General features: G+C 63.0%; 16 protein-coding genes. 10 read left to right on the forward strand and 6 right to left on the reverse strand.

Annotated elements, in window-relative coordinates; translation table 11 throughout:
- The first annotated feature begins 81 nt into the window (after positions 1 to 81).
- Entirely contained in the window at positions 82 to 879 is a 798-nt protein-coding gene (locus NKJ35_RS23400; protein WP_352649717.1) for an NIPSNAP family protein, read from the forward strand.
- On the opposite strand, the gene NKJ35_RS23405 is transcribed toward NKJ35_RS23400, so the two are convergent.
- From NKJ35_RS23405 to choX, 3 genes are read right to left on the reverse strand one after another with little or no spacing between them, the layout of a single operon-like run.
- On the reverse strand, positions 832 to 2,370 hold the full coding sequence (locus NKJ35_RS23405; RefSeq protein ID WP_352649718.1) for an amidase: 1,539 nt from the start codon (positions 2,368 to 2,370) through the stop codon (positions 832 to 834). The two genes, NKJ35_RS23400 and NKJ35_RS23405, sit on opposite strands and share 48 nt — an antisense overlap.
- Before the next feature lie 8 nt (positions 2,371 to 2,378).
- Entirely contained in the window at positions 2,379 to 3,218 is an 840-nt protein-coding gene (locus NKJ35_RS23410; protein WP_352649719.1) for an alpha/beta fold hydrolase, read from the reverse strand.
- Positions 3,215 to 4,150 (reverse strand): choline ABC transporter substrate-binding protein, encoded by a 936-nt coding sequence (gene choX, locus NKJ35_RS23415; protein ID WP_352649720.1) that lies wholly within the window; start codon positions 4,148 to 4,150, stop codon positions 3,215 to 3,217. Before choX ends, NKJ35_RS23410 begins: the two co-directional genes overlap by 4 nt.
- Positions 4,151 to 4,273: 123 nt before the next feature.
- Here choX and betI point away from each other — a divergent pair, with 123 nt between their 5' ends.
- From betI to NKJ35_RS23445, 6 genes are all read left to right on the forward strand, one after another.
- Complete coding sequence (gene betI, locus NKJ35_RS23420) at positions 4,274 to 4,876, forward strand: choline-binding transcriptional repressor BetI (RefSeq protein WP_254820639.1); 603 nt, start codon at positions 4,274 to 4,276, stop codon at positions 4,874 to 4,876.
- A 113-nt stretch (positions 4,877 to 4,989) separates the two neighbouring features.
- On the forward strand, positions 4,990 to 5,748 hold the full coding sequence (locus NKJ35_RS23425) for an SDR family NAD(P)-dependent oxidoreductase (protein ID WP_352649721.1): 759 nt from the start codon (positions 4,990 to 4,992) through the stop codon (positions 5,746 to 5,748).
- Positions 5,749 to 5,890: 142 nt separating this feature from the next.
- The gene (gene fumC, locus NKJ35_RS23430; protein WP_352479297.1) at positions 5,891 to 7,288 is read left to right on the forward strand and encodes a class II fumarate hydratase; all 1,398 of its coding nucleotides are present in this window, start codon (positions 5,891 to 5,893) and stop codon (positions 7,286 to 7,288) included.
- 72 nt (positions 7,289 to 7,360) lie between these two features.
- On the forward strand, positions 7,361 to 7,711 hold the full coding sequence (locus NKJ35_RS23435; RefSeq protein WP_352649722.1) for a hypothetical protein: 351 nt from the start codon (positions 7,361 to 7,363) through the stop codon (positions 7,709 to 7,711).
- A gap of 357 nt (positions 7,712 to 8,068) precedes the next feature.
- Positions 8,069 to 8,503, forward strand: a complete 435-nt coding sequence (locus NKJ35_RS23440) for a DoxX family protein (protein ID WP_352649723.1) — start codon at positions 8,069 to 8,071, stop codon at positions 8,501 to 8,503.
- A gap of 118 nt (positions 8,504 to 8,621) precedes the next feature.
- Entirely contained in the window at positions 8,622 to 9,035 is a 414-nt protein-coding gene (locus tag NKJ35_RS23445) for a DoxX family protein (protein ID WP_352508872.1), read from the forward strand.
- 171 nt (positions 9,036 to 9,206) lie between these two features.
- On the opposite strand, the gene ppx is transcribed toward NKJ35_RS23445, so the two are convergent.
- Together ppx and NKJ35_RS23455 are read right to left on the reverse strand one after the other, a co-directional pair.
- The gene (gene ppx / locus NKJ35_RS23450) at positions 9,207 to 10,739 is read right to left on the reverse strand and encodes an exopolyphosphatase (protein ID WP_352649724.1); all 1,533 of its coding nucleotides are present in this window, start codon (positions 10,737 to 10,739) and stop codon (positions 9,207 to 9,209) included.
- Complete coding sequence (locus NKJ35_RS23455) at positions 10,739 to 12,940, reverse strand: RNA degradosome polyphosphate kinase (RefSeq protein ID WP_254820633.1); 2,202 nt, start codon at positions 12,938 to 12,940, stop codon at positions 10,739 to 10,741. The genes ppx and NKJ35_RS23455 overlap by 1 nt, the downstream gene beginning before the upstream one ends.
- Before the next feature lie 149 nt (positions 12,941 to 13,089).
- On the opposite strand from NKJ35_RS23455, the gene NKJ35_RS23460 reads away from it, so the two are divergent.
- The gene (locus NKJ35_RS23460) at positions 13,090 to 13,335 is read left to right on the forward strand and encodes a zinc-finger domain-containing protein (protein WP_254820632.1); all 246 of its coding nucleotides are present in this window, start codon (positions 13,090 to 13,092) and stop codon (positions 13,333 to 13,335) included.
- 19 nt (positions 13,336 to 13,354) lie between these two features.
- On the forward strand, positions 13,355 to 14,587 hold the full coding sequence (locus tag NKJ35_RS23465; protein ID WP_352649725.1) for an FAD-dependent monooxygenase: 1,233 nt from the start codon (positions 13,355 to 13,357) through the stop codon (positions 14,585 to 14,587).
- 15 nt (positions 14,588 to 14,602) lie between these two features.
- Here the strand turns inward: NKJ35_RS23465 and NKJ35_RS23470 are convergent, their stop codons facing one another.
- Positions 14,603 to 15,274, reverse strand: a complete 672-nt coding sequence (locus NKJ35_RS23470) for a TIGR02117 family protein (RefSeq protein WP_352649726.1) — start codon at positions 15,272 to 15,274, stop codon at positions 14,603 to 14,605.
- A 104-nt stretch (positions 15,275 to 15,378) separates the two neighbouring features.
- Here NKJ35_RS23470 and NKJ35_RS23475 point away from each other — a divergent pair, with 104 nt between their 5' ends.
- The gene (locus tag NKJ35_RS23475; RefSeq protein WP_023719742.1) at positions 15,379 to 15,642 is read left to right on the forward strand and encodes a metal-sensing transcriptional repressor; all 264 of its coding nucleotides are present in this window, start codon (positions 15,379 to 15,381) and stop codon (positions 15,640 to 15,642) included.
- Position 15,643: the final 1 nt, after the last annotated feature.

Below are 15,643 nucleotides of genomic sequence, written 5' to 3' on the forward strand. Positions count from 1 at the left end.
CACACGATAGCAGATTGACAAAACAGGACAACCGGTCTGTTTTGCAAAACAGGATGACTGTCCTGTTTTGGAGCTCGCGCGATGAACCTGCCTTTGAACGCCATACCTAATCCCGATCTGCTCGCCTCGCCCGTCGTCGAACTCAGGCAATACACGCTGAAACCCGGCCGGCGCGAGACGCTGATCGGCATCTTCGACAATCACCTGATCGAGGGGCAGGAAACCGCGGGAATGACCATCATCGGCCAGTTCCGCGATCTCGACCGGCCGGACATGTTCGTCTGGCTGCGCGGCTTCGACGGCATGGAAGCGCGGAAAAACGCTCTGACCGCCTTCTATGACGGGCCGGTCTGGGCTGCCTGGCGCGATGCCGCCAACGCCACGATGATCGATTCCGACGACGTGCTGCTGCTGAGGCCGGCCTGGCCCGGCGCCGGCTTCGACCTCTCGGGATCGCAACGAGCAATCCAGACGGATCTCGAAGAACCAAGCGCAAGCAGTGCTTTGCAGACAATTGTTGTCATCAAGATTCATCATTTGCGACCAGGCCTGGAAGCCGGCTTCGCCAGGGACTTCCAGACCGCGGCTCTTCCGGTGCTTGCCGCATTTGGCGCACACCCGCTGGCCGCCTTCGTCACCGAACATGCCGAAAACAGCTTTCCGCGGCTGCCGGTGCGGGCCAGCGAAAACGTCTTCATCAGCGTCACGGGTTTCGCCAGCGCCGAAGCGTATGCCCGGCACGAAGCGGCCTTGGCCGCCTCCCCGGACTGGCAGGCGCTTCAGCAGACCGTACAAGGGGAATTCGCCAGGCCCGCGGGGGTTTTGCGTCTGTTACCGACGGCGCGATCGCTGCTCGGGCAGCACCCAATTTCGGTATGAACCAACATCGTTGACGCCCCCTAGGTCGCCGGAGCCTCCTGGTTCATGCCTGAAAGTGTCTGGCAGGATCGCCTGGTAACGCGCCGTCCATGCGGTTGCCTGCTCCAGGTCAAGGGAAACGCGAAGCAGCCGGTGGTCCTCGTTCTTGCGGCCAATAAGCTGAATGCCAATCGGCAGGCCGCCCTTCGACTGAAAAAGCGGCAGGCTGGCGGCCGGTTGCCCGGTGACATTGAAGATTTCGGTGAAGGGCGCAAAGCCGTAGGCCCGGCTCGCCCAAGCCTCGTAATCGAAGAGAGCACCATCGCCATGGATGGCGCCAAGCCGGGGCGTAAGCTCGGCCGTCGTCGGCGTCATGATCAGGTCGAACCCATCGAACGCCATCGCCATCGCCAGCGAAGCGCTGTGCACATGGTCCTGCGCCCTGAGATAATCGGCGGCCGAGGATCGCCGAAAACTGTCGAGAGCGTGACGAGTCAGGCTTTCGATTTCGCCGGCCCCCGGCATCCGCCCGATCTCATCGGCGCGCTCGTCAACCAGCCGCGCGACCTCCGACATCCAGAAGATGCTCCAGTCCGCTTCGGCACTGGCTTCCCGCGGGAAACGCGCCTCTGTGACCTCGTGCCCCATGTCCTCGAGGAGGCTTATGGCTTTCTGGAATTTTTCCCCGATCTCGGACGCGACCGGCGTGCCATCCGGCCGGTGCGCCAGGCACGCGATGCGCAGACGCTCGCCGGGCGAAAACAGCCAGTCCAGGTAGGATGGCACCGATTTCAGCACGGAGTAAGGCGCTCCTTGTTCTGGACCGGCAGTCATGTCCAGCATGGCGGCGCTGTCCCGAACGGTGCGGGATAGGACACTGTCGGCGTAGAGCCCGGCGCCGACCTGACCTCGATAGGGGCCGACAGGCGTGAGCCCGCGCGACGGCTTCATGCCGAACACGCCGCAACAGGCAGCCGGCACCCGGATCGAGCCGCCGATGTCGGAACCGTGGGCGGCCGGCACCATGCCGCTTGCCACCGCGGCGGCAGCTCCGCCGCTTGAGCCGCCCGCCGTCAGCGAAGGATCCCAGGGGTTCAAGGTGGGGCCGCGAAAGCTGGGTTCGGTGACGAAGTCGTTGGCAAATTCAGGCGTGTTTGTCTTTCCCAGCAAGATCAGACCGGCGGCCCGCCAGCGCCGGACGATCTCGCTGTCGGGCTTCGGCGCGACATCCTTGAAGTAGAGCGACGAGTGCGTTGTCGGCCACTCCCGTACATTGACGCCGGTGTCCTTGACCAAGAAGGGAATGCCGGCGAGTGCGGCCTGCCGGTTGCAGCTTGCCGCCGCGGAAAGCGCCCGGTCCGCATCGATCAGTGTCACGGCATTGATGGCGGGATTGATGCGTTCGATCGCTTCGATAGCCGCCTCAACGACCTCGACAGCCGACAGTTCACCGGAGCGAACATGCCGGGCCAGGGCGACGGCATCCAACGCCACGTATTCGGAAAGGTTCATGACTGCTCTCAGCCCAGATTGCCGGTCGCTTCGAGGTCGGCTTCATTCCAGACCTTGAAATACCGGGCGATGGCTGCCGCAACCAATGCCGGATCCTCCCAGTGCGGGTTGTGTCCGCATCGCACCGCGCTAACAAACGCGGCGGCGGGGATTTCTTCGAGGAGCCGCCGTTGGTGCGTTTCGTCGAAGAGCAGGTCGCGCCCGCCCGCAATGACAAGCACCGGCAGGCGCAGCGTGCGCGCCTTGTCGGTCAGATCGACGCGCCGAACCTGCTCCAGGATTGCGCACCAAAGTGCCGCCGGCATGGCTGACGCTTCCTTTGCAGCAATGGTCAGGAAGTCCGCTGGAACCTCGGCCTCGCAGGCATGCCAATATTCATAGAACGGATCGGCCGGCGATATCGGGTCTCGAAGTGCCCGCACACCAATGGTCATCGGGTGATCCTCACCGATCTGCGGCCGCAGCGTTCCGGCCATCAGCACCAGGCCACCGATCATCTCGGGGTAGCGCGCGGCTGCCTCGATCGCCACCATGCTGCCCAGGGAATGCCCGACCAGAACCGGCCGCTCGAGCCGCAATCGCTCGATCAAACTCGCCACATCTTCCGCGAAATCCGCCGGGGCGAAGCCGCGTGTCCCGGCCGGCGAGGCGCCATGCCCGCGCAGGTCTGGAATGATACGCCGGCGCCCGGCGAGATGCGGCGCCAGCAAGGAGAAGCTGCGGCTCGTGTCGGAGAAGCCGTGCACCAGCACCAGCGCGGGCTCCTGCCCGGCGATTTCGACGCAGGCCGTTTCAGCACCGACCTTGCGCTTGCGGCCGTTCCAGCCCGCCTGATCGGCCGATATCACAGGCCGAGCTGCTGCTTGACTGCGTCGAGCGCGGGCTTGCCATCGAATGTGGTGACACCGGCAAGCCAGGCGCCGAGCCTATCCGGATTCTCCTTGACCGCCTTCAGGCCGGCTTCCTCCGGCTTCATGCCGTCATTGATGAGATAGCCCATGCCGAGATTTTCGAAATCGATGTCGAAGGCGAGATTCTTCAGCAACTGCCCGACATTCGGGCATTGCTGCAGATAGCCCTTGCGCACCTGCGTCGTCACCGTCGCGGCGCCGAAGTTCGGGCCATAGAACTTGTCGCCGCCGCTCAGATATTTGAAGTTGTACATCGTGTTCATTGGATGCGGCGCCCAACCCTGGAAGACGATGAAGCGCTTTTCCTTGATCTCGTAGCCGACCTCGGAAAGCATGCCGGCTTCACTCGATTCGACGACCTGCCAGCCATCGAGGCCCAGCGACTTATCGGCGATGGCGTCCATCATCAGCTGGTTCGAGCCCGGCTCGATGCCGTACATCTTCCTGCCGAACTTGTCGGCGAACTTTTGCAGGTCGGCAAAATCCTTGACGCCGGCCTCCCAGACGTAAGTCGGCATGGCAAAGGTGTATTTGGCGCCGACGAGATTGACGCGCACATCGTCCACCGAGCCGTCCTTCTTATAGGGCTCGTAGTAGGTGATCATCGCCGGATCCCAATAGCCAAGGAACACGTCTAAATCATTGTTCTTCAAGGATTCATAGATGACGTTGATGCCCAGAAGCGAACTTGCCGGCTTGTAGCCGAGCGCATCGAGCAAGACGCTGGTGACGCCGGTGGTGAAGGCAAGGTCGTTCCATCCAGGCTCGGCCATGCGCACGACCTTGCACTGCTCGGGTTCAGCCGCAATGGCCGGCTGGATCGCCAGCAGGACGCAGAGCGAGGCGCCTATTCCAAGGCAACGAAGCATTTCGGTTCTCCTCATTTCACCAACGATGTTGACCATTCGGTTTTTAAATTGTCCCAACGGTCAATCATTGATCTCGGCGGACAAAAATGTCAACGTCGGTTTTCGATGCATGGATCCCGGCCCGTGAAACTCAAGCGTCTCAGCGACATACGCCGCAAGGAGCTGCGGCAAGCCGCCTTTGCCGTGCTTCAGCGCGAAGGCATAGCTGGCGCCACCATAGAAAAAGTGGCGGCACAGGCCGGCGCATCGAAGGGCATCGTGCTGCACTATTTCAACAGCAAGCGGGAGCTTTTCGAGCATGCCATGCGCGAATCGAACCTGGTGCTGCGTCATGCGGTGGTGGAGCGATTGAGGCAGGCGCGTACGCCAATGCAACGGATAGATGCCATCATCGAAGGCAATTTCGAGCCGCATCTCTTCCAGCCGTCCCTCTGCCACGCTTGGCTTTCGCTTTGCGCGGAGGTGCCGCGCGACGAAAAGCTTGCCCGCATCCAGAAGGTGATCCATGCGCGCATGCGCTCCAACCTGCTGTCCGGCCTGCGCGTTCTGGCGCCGGCGCGCGATGCTGACGAGATCGCGTTCGGCGTCACCGCCCTGATCGACGGGCTGTGGTTGCGGCTTGGCCTGCAGCCCGGCAGCGTTACGCGTGAACAGGCCATTCATCAGGTCAAGGATTTCGTCGCTACCCGCCTGGCTGTTCGGCGCGGTGCAGCCGCTGCCGAATAGACAGGCGCATCAGCCGAAAGTTCATATTGTAGGATAGCCCGGCGGCTTGACCACAATTGGCAACGGCGCTGTTCTCCTTAATCAGACAAGACGGCAATGCGCGGGAGTGTTGAATGAGACTGGGCGGCAAACGGGCACTGGTCACCGGCGGCTCGGACGGGATTGGGCTGGCAATCGCCGATGCCTTCTTGCGCGAAGGCGCTGGCGTGCTGATCGTCGGCCGCGACGGCAAAAAACTCGACGCCGCCCGCGAGCAGCTCGGGAATAATGTCGAAACGCTGTCGGCCGACCTGTCGGCCAGCGCCGGCATCGACGCCGTGGTCGAGCATGCCAGGCGCGGCCCACCTCTCGATATCCTCGTCAACAACGCCGGCGTGGCATTCCTGGTACCGTTCGAGACCGTCAGCGAGGACCAGTTCCAGCAATCGTTCGCGCTCAACGTCACGGCGGTATTCTTCCTCACGCAACGGCTGTTGCCGCATCTCGCGCCGGGCGCGGCTTCCGTGATCAACATCTCGTCCTATTTTGCGCACAAGATGATCCCGAAGCGGCCGTCCAGCCTCTATTCGCTGTCGAAGGGCGCGCTCAATTCGCTGACCAAATCGCTCGCCTTCGAGCTCGGGCCGCGCGGCATAAGGGTCAACGCCATCGCGCCCGGCACGGTCGACACAGCGATGCGGCGCAGGTCGATCGAAAACCTGCCGGAAGCCGCGCAAGCCGAGCTCAAGGCCTATGTCGAGCGCAGCTATCCGCTCGGCCGCATCGGCCGGACCAGCGACCTTGCCGGCATCGCGGTCTATCTCGCCAGCGACGAGGCGGCATGGACCAGCGGCGGTATCTTTGCGATCGACGGCGGGTATACGGCGGGGTGAGGAGCGCGCCCTCCTCCTCGCTTGTGGGAGAAGGAAAAGGCGCGGCTTCAACCGATTTGCATCTCCATCGCCCGCAATCTCCGCTTGAAGGCGTTTGTGCAACGCGATACGCCGTTTGCAAATTGCAAACCGGAGAGATTTCGTGAGCGCGCCAGAGACCAGAACCGAAACCGACACGTTCGGTCCCATCGAGGTCGCTGCGGACCGCTATTGGGGCGCGCAGGCGCAGCGTTCGCTGGCCAACTTCAAGATCGGCTGGGAGAAACAGCCGGCCTCGATCGTGCGGGCGCTGGGCATCGTCAAGCGGGCGGCCGCCGAAGCCAACATGGAGCTGAAGCGACTCGATCCGGCGATCGGCAAGGCCATTATCGAGGCCTCTCAGGAGGTCATCGACGGCAAGCTGAACGACCATTTCCCGCTGGTCGTCTGGCAAACCGGCTCAGGCACGCAGTCCAACATGAACGCCAATGAGGTGATTTCCAACCGCGCGATCGAGCTTTTGGGCGGCGTCATGGGGTCGAAGAAGCCGGTGCATCCCAATGACCACGTCAACATGAGCCAGTCATCGAACGACACCTATCCGACGGCCATGCACATCGCTTGCGCCGAGCGCATCATTCACGACCTGCTGCCGGCGCTGAGACATTTGCACGCGGCACTCGACGCCAAGACCAGGGCTTTCGCCCACATCGTCAAGATCGGCCGCACCCACACGCAGGACGCGACGCCGCTGACGCTCGGCCAGGAGTTCTCCGGTTATGCGGCGCAGGTCGCCTCGTCGATCAAGCGCATCGAAATGACCCTGCCCGGCCTGCAGGAATTGGCGCAAGGCGGCACCGCGGTCGGCACCGGTCTCAACGCTCCGGTCGGTTTTGCCGAAAAGGTGGCGGCGCGCATCGCCGCGATCACCGGCATCGATTTCGTCACTGCGCCGAACAAGTTCGAGGCGCTGGCCGCCCATGATTCCATGGTGTTCTCTCACGGCGCCATCAATGCCTGCGCGGCGGCGCTGTTCAAGATCGCCAACGACATCCGCCTGCTCGGCTCCGGCCCGCGTTCGGGCCTCGGCGAATTGTCGCTGCCGGAAAACGAACCGGGCTCGTCGATCATGCCTGGCAAGGTCAATCCGACCCAATGCGAGGCGATGACACAGGTTTGCGTCCAGGTGTTCGGCAACAATGCGGCGATCAGCTTCGCCGGCAGTCAGGGCCATTTCGAACTCAACGTCTACAATCCGCTGATGGCCTATTGTTTTCTGCAATCGGTACAACTGCTGGCCGACGCTTCGGTGTCCTTTACCGACAATTGCGTCGTCGGCATCGAGGCCCGCGAAGACAACATCAAGGCGGCGCTCGACCGTTCGCTGATGCTGGTGACGGCGCTTGCGCCGACGATCGGCTACGACAACGCCGCCAAGATCGCCAAGGCGGCACATAAGAACGGCACCACGCTGCGCGAGGAAGCGCTGGCCACCGGGCTGGTCAGTGAAGCCGACTATGAGCGGCTGGTGCGGCCGGAGGACATGACGCATCCGGGCTAGGCGGCGTGGACAAATTTGAGCGGCCTGCAAATCGCTCGTTGTGTGATTTTCATCGCTTTGGTTAGATGAGGCATGCAAGCAGCCACACGCTCCTCTTGGAAAACGCTCCCCCTCCCAGCGCAGCAAGATCGGATAGATCTTGCACTGCTGTATTCGGACGCCGAAGGCGAGAAGATCAGGCTTGGGCACGTTCCGCGGGATATGGACGATAAGTGGTTCATATTTTTTGAGAATGGCTGGCTCTATTTTCATCGTTCGTGGACAGGAGCCTGCATCTATGGCGTCCGTCTCGAGGGTTCGCCGAATGGTATTCGTGCGACTGATGCATGGGTCAGCGGGGATAAAGAGTGGTACCAATCGCCCGGCCCTGAGCACGACGCACGTTTGATCCAGCAACTCATCTCCGGCCGCCTGCTGTCGTAAGGTCGACACGCACTGCCAAGCCTTGCGCAGCGGCTATTGACGACGTCTCACTGTATTGATTCAAGGCTGCTTTTGGAGGCGGGCTTGAGCAGAGGCGATCTGACAGAGGCGGAATGGCGAATTCTGAAAGGATTGCTGCCGATCAATGGTCCATACCGCCACCGCCAGATACCGGCTAAATTTGTCCATGCCGCCTAGGGTGTTGAGATGCCTGGATCACAACACCCATGTTCATCGCGAAAACGTTACCTGGGTGAACAATCCGTAACCAATCTGACGTCTTTGGTGAACAGTCGACCTGCGCTAACTAGGCGGGTATCCCAAGCCGTTTGGCCAAACCCTTCTGGAGAGTTACGCATGTCCACCAACACGTCCACCAACAATTCGTTTGCCGGTTCCGGCGCCGCCGCCGGCGCCTCGGGCACGATCCTGCTCGGCCGCATCCTGCTTTCTGTCATCTTCCTGCTTTCCGGTTTCGGCAAGCTGACGGCGATTGCCGGCACCGCCGGCTATTTCGGCAGCCTTGGCCTGCCGCTGCCGATGGTGACCGCCATTGTCGTCGGCCTTATCGAACTGCTTGGCGGCCTGGCCATCCTCGTCGGCTTCCAGACCAGGATCGTCGGCTGGGTAATGGCGATCTTCACCGTCGCCACCGCGCTGGTCGCCCACACCGGCTGGGCCGATCAAATGCAGATGATCAATTTCATGAAGAACCTCGGCATTGCCGGCGGCTTCCTCGTGCTCGCCTCCTCGGGCCCAGGCGCGTATTCGATCGACGCCAAGCGCGGCTGAAGCAGTCCAGCGTTCCTGAACAAAGGGGCGCGGAATTTTCCGCGCCCCTTTTTCGTTGTCGGTTCATATCCGCTGGCTGGAACTCTGCTAGGATCGGTCGCCGATATCGGAGGAGACCATGCCTCGCAATGCGCTGCTCTTGCTTTCCCGGCTGCTGCTCGCCGCGCTGTTCGTGCCGTCCGGCTTCCATGCGCTTGCCGACATCGCGGGCACATCAGGCTATTTCGCCGGCCTCGGCCTGCCGCTGCCGACGCTGGTGGCTTGGGCGACAGGCCTGTTCGAGTTGATCGCCGGGCTGCTCATCCTCGTCGGCTTCAAGACGCCGGTCGTGGCGCTGCTGCTCGCTGCCTTCTGCATCGCGGCGGGCTTCCTCGGTCATTATGGCCAGGGCGGCGACGATCCGACGCTGACCTTCATGCATTCACAGATGCTGATGAAGGACATCGCCATAGCAGGCGGTTTCCTGGCGCTGGCAATGGCTGGTGCGGGCGCCTGGTCGGCCGACGGGCGGCTGGTTGCAGCGAGCGCCTAAGCTGCCGCCCGGTTTATTCGGTGTTCAGAAAAACGAACTTTGCCAGACGGCTCACATTGACGGGCCCGCGAAGAGGACGAAGATCCCGGCAACCAACAGCTGCAGAACCTGCCTGGATTTCACGGCGTTTTCCTTCTTTCCTCAACGGTCGCGACGCGACAGCGCGGGCGTCTATTTGACAGACATGCTAGGCCCGCCCTCGACCGCCAGCACCAGCCGGCGGTTGGTGACCCTTGCCAGCTGTGCCAGCCGGCCGGCCGGCCGCTCGCCGTAAAGATCGGCCAGCGCTGCCGGCAGCACCAGCGCCAGTACGCCATTGCCGCGGTTTTCCCATTTCAGTCGTGGCATGACGCCGGGCATTGCCGCGCTCAGCAAATAGACGACGCGCAGCAGCGCGGCCAGCACGCGGGCGCGCTCGAGATAGCGCGGTGTCGCCAGCCCGCGGATTTCCGGAGCGGCTTCATTGAACACGCCCTCGTGGCGAAACAGGCTGACAAGCGCCAGGAAAGCGCGGCCGGGATGGTCGACGCCAATAAACGAGGCGTGAGCGATGATGTTGAGCGATTGCTTGCCGCGATATTCGGGATGGGCACGCCAGCCGATATCGGCGAGCAGGCAGGCGGCGTGGCGGTAGCGCGCCTCATCCCTGGTTTCGTCGATGCCGAAGGCGGCGAATGCCTTGCCGGTCCATTCGACAAGCTCATGCGCGTGGTCGACCGAGCGCGAGCGCAGGCGGGCAAGCTCTTCCGCCGCCGAGATCAGCGGATCGGCCTTCTGCTCGGCCTTGTCGAGCAGCGAATAGAGAAAGCCCTCGCGCACGCCCAGCGCCGACACGATGATCTTCGACGGCTGCATCGCCGCCATGATCTCCTGCAGCACGATGGCGCCATAGGGCAGCAGCGAGCGGCGGTTCTTGGAGATGCCCTCGATGCCTTTGATCTTGTCGATCTCGGCTTTGGCGACCTGCCGGAGGAAGTTCGCGGCGCTTTCGATGCCGATCTCGTAGTGGTGCATGACGCCGAGCGGGTAGTTGGTCATTTCCATGTGCAGCCGGGCGAGGTTTCGCCAGGTGCCGCCGACCGTGTAGAAGGCCCTGCCCTGCCCGCCCTTCAGCAATTTCGCCCGCGCCAGTTGCTCGCGCGTGATCCTTGCCGCCTGGGCCAGCGAGTTCTTCGCCATGTCCTGCAGGCGCAAGCCGCCCAACGGCAGCGTGATGCCGTCACCGATCGTCTCACCGTCGATATCGATCAGTTCGAGGCTGCCGCCGCCAAGGTCGCCGGCGATACCGTTGGCCGGGTGGAAACCGGAGATGACGCCGAGTGCCGAATAATGGGCTTCCTCGCGGCCGCTGAGCACCTGGATCTCGGTCCTGAGCACATCCCCGGCGCGGTGGATGAAGTCGGGGCCGTTGACCGCCTCGCGAGCGGCGGCGGTCGCCAGCACATACATGCGCTCGGCGCCGGCCTGGTCGGAGAGCGCGCGGAAGCGGCGGAACTCTTCCATCGAACGCGTCACCGCCTCGGGATCGAGCTTTCCGGTCGAAACGATGCCGCGGCCGAGGCCGGCCAGCATCTTTTCGTTGAACAGCAAGGTCGGCGAGCGCGCCAGCCCCTCATAGATCACAAGACGGATCGAGTTCGACCCGATATCGATGATGGACAGCGGTCGGCGGTCCTGGAGCCGGCCCTGGGACGCTGAAATCATCAGCCCGTCGCTGCGTTCTGTTTCTTGCGGCGTTTGAACTGCGCGATGCGCTTGGGCGCATGCGACTTCAACGCATCGCCCCGTCCGGACAGGCTCGGATTGGTCATGAAATATTCCTGCGCGTTGAACGGTTCCTCGCCCTCTTCCAGCACGACGCGCCGGGAGGTTCCATCAGCCAATACGTCGAAACTTTGCTGGTTGTCCATGATGTTGCCGAGCATGATCTGGCCGAGCACCTGCTCATGCACAGTTGGATTGGTGATCGGCACCATGGTCTCGACGCGGCGGTCGAGATTGCGCGGCATCAAATCGGCCGAGGAGATATAGACGATCGCCCCGTCCGAGGGCAGGCCGTGGCCGTTGCCGAAGCAATAGATGCGGCTGTGCTCGAGGAAGCGGCCGACGATCGACTTCACCCTGATGTTCTCCGATAGGCCGGGCACCTGCGGTCTCAGGCAGCAGATGCCGCGCACGACGAGATCGATCTCGACGCCGGCGCGGCTGGCATCGTAGAGCGCGTCGATGACGATCGGGTCGACCAAGGCGTTCATCTTCATCCAGATGCGGGCCGGTCTGCCCTCCAGCGCGTGACTGATCTCATCCGAAATGTGCTGGAGGATGCGGTCGCGCAGCGTGAACGGCGAGATGGCCAGCCGCATCTGCTCGGCCGGCTCGGCATAGCCGGTGATAAAGTTGAACAACTGGGCGACATCGCGCGCGATTGTCGGGTCGGTGGTGAAGAAGGACAGATCGGTGTAGATGCGGGCGGTGACCGGGTGGTAGTTGCCGGTGCCGAGATGCACGTAATTGCGCAGCCTGCCGTCCTCGCGCCGCACGACCAGCGACATCTTTGCGTGGGTCTTCAGTTCGAGAAAGCCGAAGACGACCTGGACGCCGGCGCGCTCGAGGTCGCGCGCCCAGCGGATGTTGGCCTCCTCGTCGAAGCGCGCCTTGAGCTCGACCAGCGCCGTCACCGACTTGCCGGCTTCCGCCGCATCGACCAACGCCCGTACGATCGGGCTGTCGTTGGAGGTGCGGTAGAGCGTCTGCTTGATCGCCACCACTTCCGGGTCGGCCATTGCCTGGCGCAGAAACTGCACCACCACGTCGAAGGATTCGTAAGGGTGGTGGACGATGATGTCCTTCTCGCGGATCGCGGCAAAGCAATCGCCGCCATGCTCGCGGATGCGCTCGGGAAAGCGGGGATTGTAGGGGGTGAATTTCAGATCGTCGCGGGCGACGGCGACGATCTCCGAGATCTGGCTGAGCGCCAGCGGACCGGTGAGCACGCTGATCCGGCTGGCCGAGACGCCGAGCTCGCCGGCGACGAAATCGCGCAATTCGGCCGGCATCGACCTGTCGAACTCGATGCGGATGACCGAGCCGCGGCGTCGCCGCTTCAGCGCCGTCTCGAACAGCCGCACCAGATCCTCTGATTCTTCCTCGACCTCGATATCGCTGTCGCGGATGATGCGGAACGTGCCGGAGCCCTTGACCTCATAGCCGGGAAACAGCTTGCCGATATAGAGACTGACCGCCTCTTCGAGTGGAATGAAGCGGACATGATGCTTGCGATCCGGCAAACGGATGAAGCGCCTCAGCGCCACCGGCAGGCGCAGAAGCGCGCTCATTTCCTCGCCGTTCTTGCGATGGCGCAATTGCAGCGCCATCGAGAAACCGAGATTGGGAATGAACGGAAATGGATGCGCCGGGTCGATCGACAGCGGGGTCAGGACCGGAAATACCTGCTCCTGGAAATGGTCCTCGAGCCAGGTCTTCTCGTCCTTGGTCAGCGCATCGCGAGTGATGCTTTCGATGCCTTGTTTGTCGAGCAGCAGCATCAGCGCCGAAAGGCTGTTCTGCTGGTCCTCCTGCAGGCGCTCGACCTCGCGCAGCAATTGTTCGAGCTGCTGCTCGGGTGTGCGACCATCCGGGCTCTTCAGCACGATGCCTTCGCGCACCTGGCCGGCAAGACCGGCGACGCGGACCATGAAGAACTCGTCGAGGTTGGCTGCCGATATCGACAGGAAGCGCACGCGCTCGAGCAGCGGATGATTGGCGTTCAGCGATTCCTCGAGCACGCGCCGGTTGAATTGCAGCCAGGAAAACTCGCGATTGACGAAGCGGTCGGGATTGCCGCCTTCGCGGCTCGCGGCCTCGACGGTGATGAATTCGCTCTGCACCGGCTTCAGTTCGTTCATGGTTTCCGCTCTTCCCACACCGTTCGACGACCACAGCCTTAACCGGCTTAACTTATCCTCTGACAGGCTTTTGCGACAGTTTCATTTCATCGATCTTGCAAAGAGATGGGTTATGATCCAGATGCAATCGACAAGATCAGGAGACGACGATGGCAGGCGGTTCCATTCCCCATTTCCAGAACGATGCGGGCTATCCGGCAATCGACATCGGCGTCAAGGAATTCATGTGCACCGGCGCCAATCCGCCTTTCGACCATCCGCATGTATTTCTCGATATGGGCGACGACAATGAAAAAGTCTGCCCCTATTGCTCGACGCTCTATCGCTATTCGCCCAAGCTGAAGGCATTGGAAACGCAGCCGCCGGGCTGCCTCTATATCGACCAGGCCGCCTGATTCTTCCGCGACAAGCCTGATGCGAGAAACGCAGTCCCGGCAGGTGGTCATCGCCGGGGCGGGCGTCGCCGGGCTGACCGTGGCACTGGCCTTTGCCGAGCGCGGCTATCGGGTAAAACTGTTCGAACAGGCGCAGCACCTCGAGGCTGCCGGCGCCGGCATCCAGCTTTCACCCAACGCGACACGCATCCTTCGACAATTCGGCATACTCGATCGGCTGCTGCCGACGGCGGTGCGGCCGGAGGCGGTCGTGCTCAAGGATGCCGTCACGCTTCGCGAGCTGGCGCGCGTACCGCTTGGCCAGGTGGCTGAAACGCGCTGGGGAGCACCCTATCTCGTCGCCCACCGCGCCGATTTGCAGTCAGCGCTGATGGCGGGGATAGCCGAGCGGTCCGAGGTCGAGCTTGTCACTGGTGCCCGCGTCGGCGGCGTCGCAACCGGACCGAATGGCATCACCGCAACAGTCGAGATTGCCGGCACGACCATCGAAACCGAAGCATCGTTGCTGGTCGGAGCCGATGGCATCTGGTCGTCGGTGCGAGAAACGCTCGCCCGCGAGGGGGCCGATTTCCGGAGAAGCAGCTTCTCGGGCGAGCTGGCCTGGCGCGCAACGGTGGCCGCGGACAGCCTCGCCGGACAAGCCTTCAGGGTGATCGGTGCGCCCGATTGCGTTACCGCATTCCTCTATCCAGGCTTCCATATGGTCGCCTATCCGGTCGGCCGTGGCGCGGTCTTCAACCTCGCGGCCTTCACCAAGGGCGAGCGCATCGCCGAGAGCTGGTCGGGGCATGCCGACCCCGCCATCCTCGCCAGCGCCATGCGCGGTACCGCGCCGGCGCTGGTCCGTCTGGCGAGCGAGGCCGCGCCATGGACGGCATGGCCGATCCATACCGTCGAGCAGCGGCGGTGGACGACGCCGCAGGGCATAGCGCTGATCGGCGACGCGGCGCATGCGATGACGCCGTTTGCCGCACAGGGAGCGGCGATGGCGATCGAGGACGCGGTAACCCTTGCCGGTTTCGTTGCCACCTCGCCTGCCGACCTCAGCAGCGCGCTTGTCGCCTGGGAACAGGCGCGGCGGCCGCGCGTAGCCCAGGTCGCCCGCCGCGGCGCCCTCAACCGCCTCGCCTGGCATGCGGCCGGGCCGGTGGCGATGGCCCGCAACCTGTTCCTGGCGATGCGCTCACCCGAAAAACTCGCCGCTGATCTCGACTGGCTCTATGGCTGGCAGGCGGACGCTCGGCGGTCCTAAGTCATCGGAGGCTTGTCAATTGTAAAGCCGCATCGACAGGCTCAGCGAGGCCGGCAGCGGGTTCCACCAGCCGGTGCGCAGGCCTGCGGTGCGCAGTGCCACCGCCGCCCAGGTGTTGCAGCCGACCAGCGCGTTGAAATGGCCATTGGCTTCGAAGAAACGATCGAAACGGGAATAGGCCGCATTCTCGATCGGCATGGCCCCGTTCGGTCCCTGCTGAAAACTCGCTGCAATGAAATCGAGCAGCGCCGCAAAGCGTTCCTCACTTACGTCGAAACCGGCGACGTCGGGATGCGGCTCGGCGATGTCGCCTGAAATGTCGACATGCATCACCGAGGCATCGACGGTCAGCGCCTTCATCACCGGCACTGCCTTCAGTTCCGACCAGGTCGGCGTCTCGAGATAGAAGGCGCGGCCGCCCCAGCCGAAGACGATGTAGCGGACCTCCGCCATGTCGGCCGGAATGCCGGCATCGACCAGGAACTGGAAGCGCCGGCGCACATCGTCGTCGAGCGGGATGGCGATGTCGGTGTGGATCGGGTTTTTCAGCACCAGGATGCGGTGGCTTGCGCCGATCCGATCGGCAGCGGCCGCCGGCCAGAGCGGGCGCGGCAGCAGCGTGCCCAGCGCCACCGCAAGGGCTGCTGCAACGACCAGCAGGCCGAGAAAACGAGCAAGCTTCTTCATGGGGAAGGCATAAGCCAAGCAATGTTCAAGGTGAAGCCTCTCCGGAAATTGCACAGCTGACTTAGAGCTTGACGCGTATCCTCCTGGGGAGGATATGCAGAGGCATGTCAGATCACCTCCACGCTTCGCATCCTTCCATCATAAAGCGCCTGAAGCGCGCGCAAGGCCACCTCGCGGCGGTGCTGGCGATGATCGAGGCGCATCGCCCTTGCGTTGATCTGGCGCAGCAGCTTCATGCCGTCGAACGGGCCATCAGCAGCGCCAAGCGCGAGCTGATCAACGATCACATCGAGCATTGCCTGACGGACAGCGTCGAAACCGGCGGCAACTCGCTGGCGGAACTCAAGCAGCTGGCGAAATATCTATGAA

The organism is Mesorhizobium sp. M0136, assembly GCF_040322515.1.
Lineage (GTDB): Bacteria > Pseudomonadota > Alphaproteobacteria > Rhizobiales > Rhizobiaceae > Mesorhizobium.

Bases quoted from the DNA above. Each gene is read 5' to 3' on its own strand.
- NKJ35_RS23465 (WP_352649725.1), top strand. From the start codon at position 13,355: ATGCGAGAAACGCAGTCCCGGCAGGTGGTCATCGCCGGGGCGGGCGTC.
- NKJ35_RS23455 (WP_254820633.1), bottom strand. From the start codon at position 12,940: ATGAACGAACTGAAGCCGGTGCAGAGCGAATTCATCACCGTCGAGGCC.
- NKJ35_RS23425 (WP_352649721.1), top strand. From the start codon at position 4,990: ATGAGACTGGGCGGCAAACGGGCACTGGTCACCGGCGGCTCGGACGGG.
- NKJ35_RS23470 (WP_352649726.1), bottom strand. From the start codon at position 15,274: ATGAAGAAGCTTGCTCGTTTTCTCGGCCTGCTGGTCGTTGCAGCAGCC.
- NKJ35_RS23400 (WP_352649717.1), top strand. From the start codon at position 82: ATGAACCTGCCTTTGAACGCCATACCTAATCCCGATCTGCTCGCCTCG.
- NKJ35_RS23460 (WP_254820632.1), top strand. From the start codon at position 13,090: ATGGCAGGCGGTTCCATTCCCCATTTCCAGAACGATGCGGGCTATCCG.
- NKJ35_RS23440 (WP_352649723.1), top strand. From the start codon at position 8,069: ATGTCCACCAACACGTCCACCAACAATTCGTTTGCCGGTTCCGGCGCC.
- NKJ35_RS23435 (WP_352649722.1), top strand. From the start codon at position 7,361: ATGCAAGCAGCCACACGCTCCTCTTGGAAAACGCTCCCCCTCCCAGCG.
- NKJ35_RS23475 (WP_023719742.1), top strand. From the start codon at position 15,379: ATGTCAGATCACCTCCACGCTTCGCATCCTTCCATCATAAAGCGCCTG.
- NKJ35_RS23445 (WP_352508872.1), top strand. From the start codon at position 8,622: ATGCCTCGCAATGCGCTGCTCTTGCTTTCCCGGCTGCTGCTCGCCGCG.
- ppx (WP_352649724.1), bottom strand. From the start codon at position 10,739: ATGATTTCAGCGTCCCAGGGCCGGCTCCAGGACCGCCGACCGCTGTCC.
- NKJ35_RS23405 (WP_352649718.1), bottom strand. From the start codon at position 2,370: ATGAACCTTTCCGAATACGTGGCGTTGGATGCCGTCGCCCTGGCCCGG.
- choX (WP_352649720.1), bottom strand. From the start codon at position 4,150: ATGCTTCGTTGCCTTGGAATAGGCGCCTCGCTCTGCGTCCTGCTGGCG.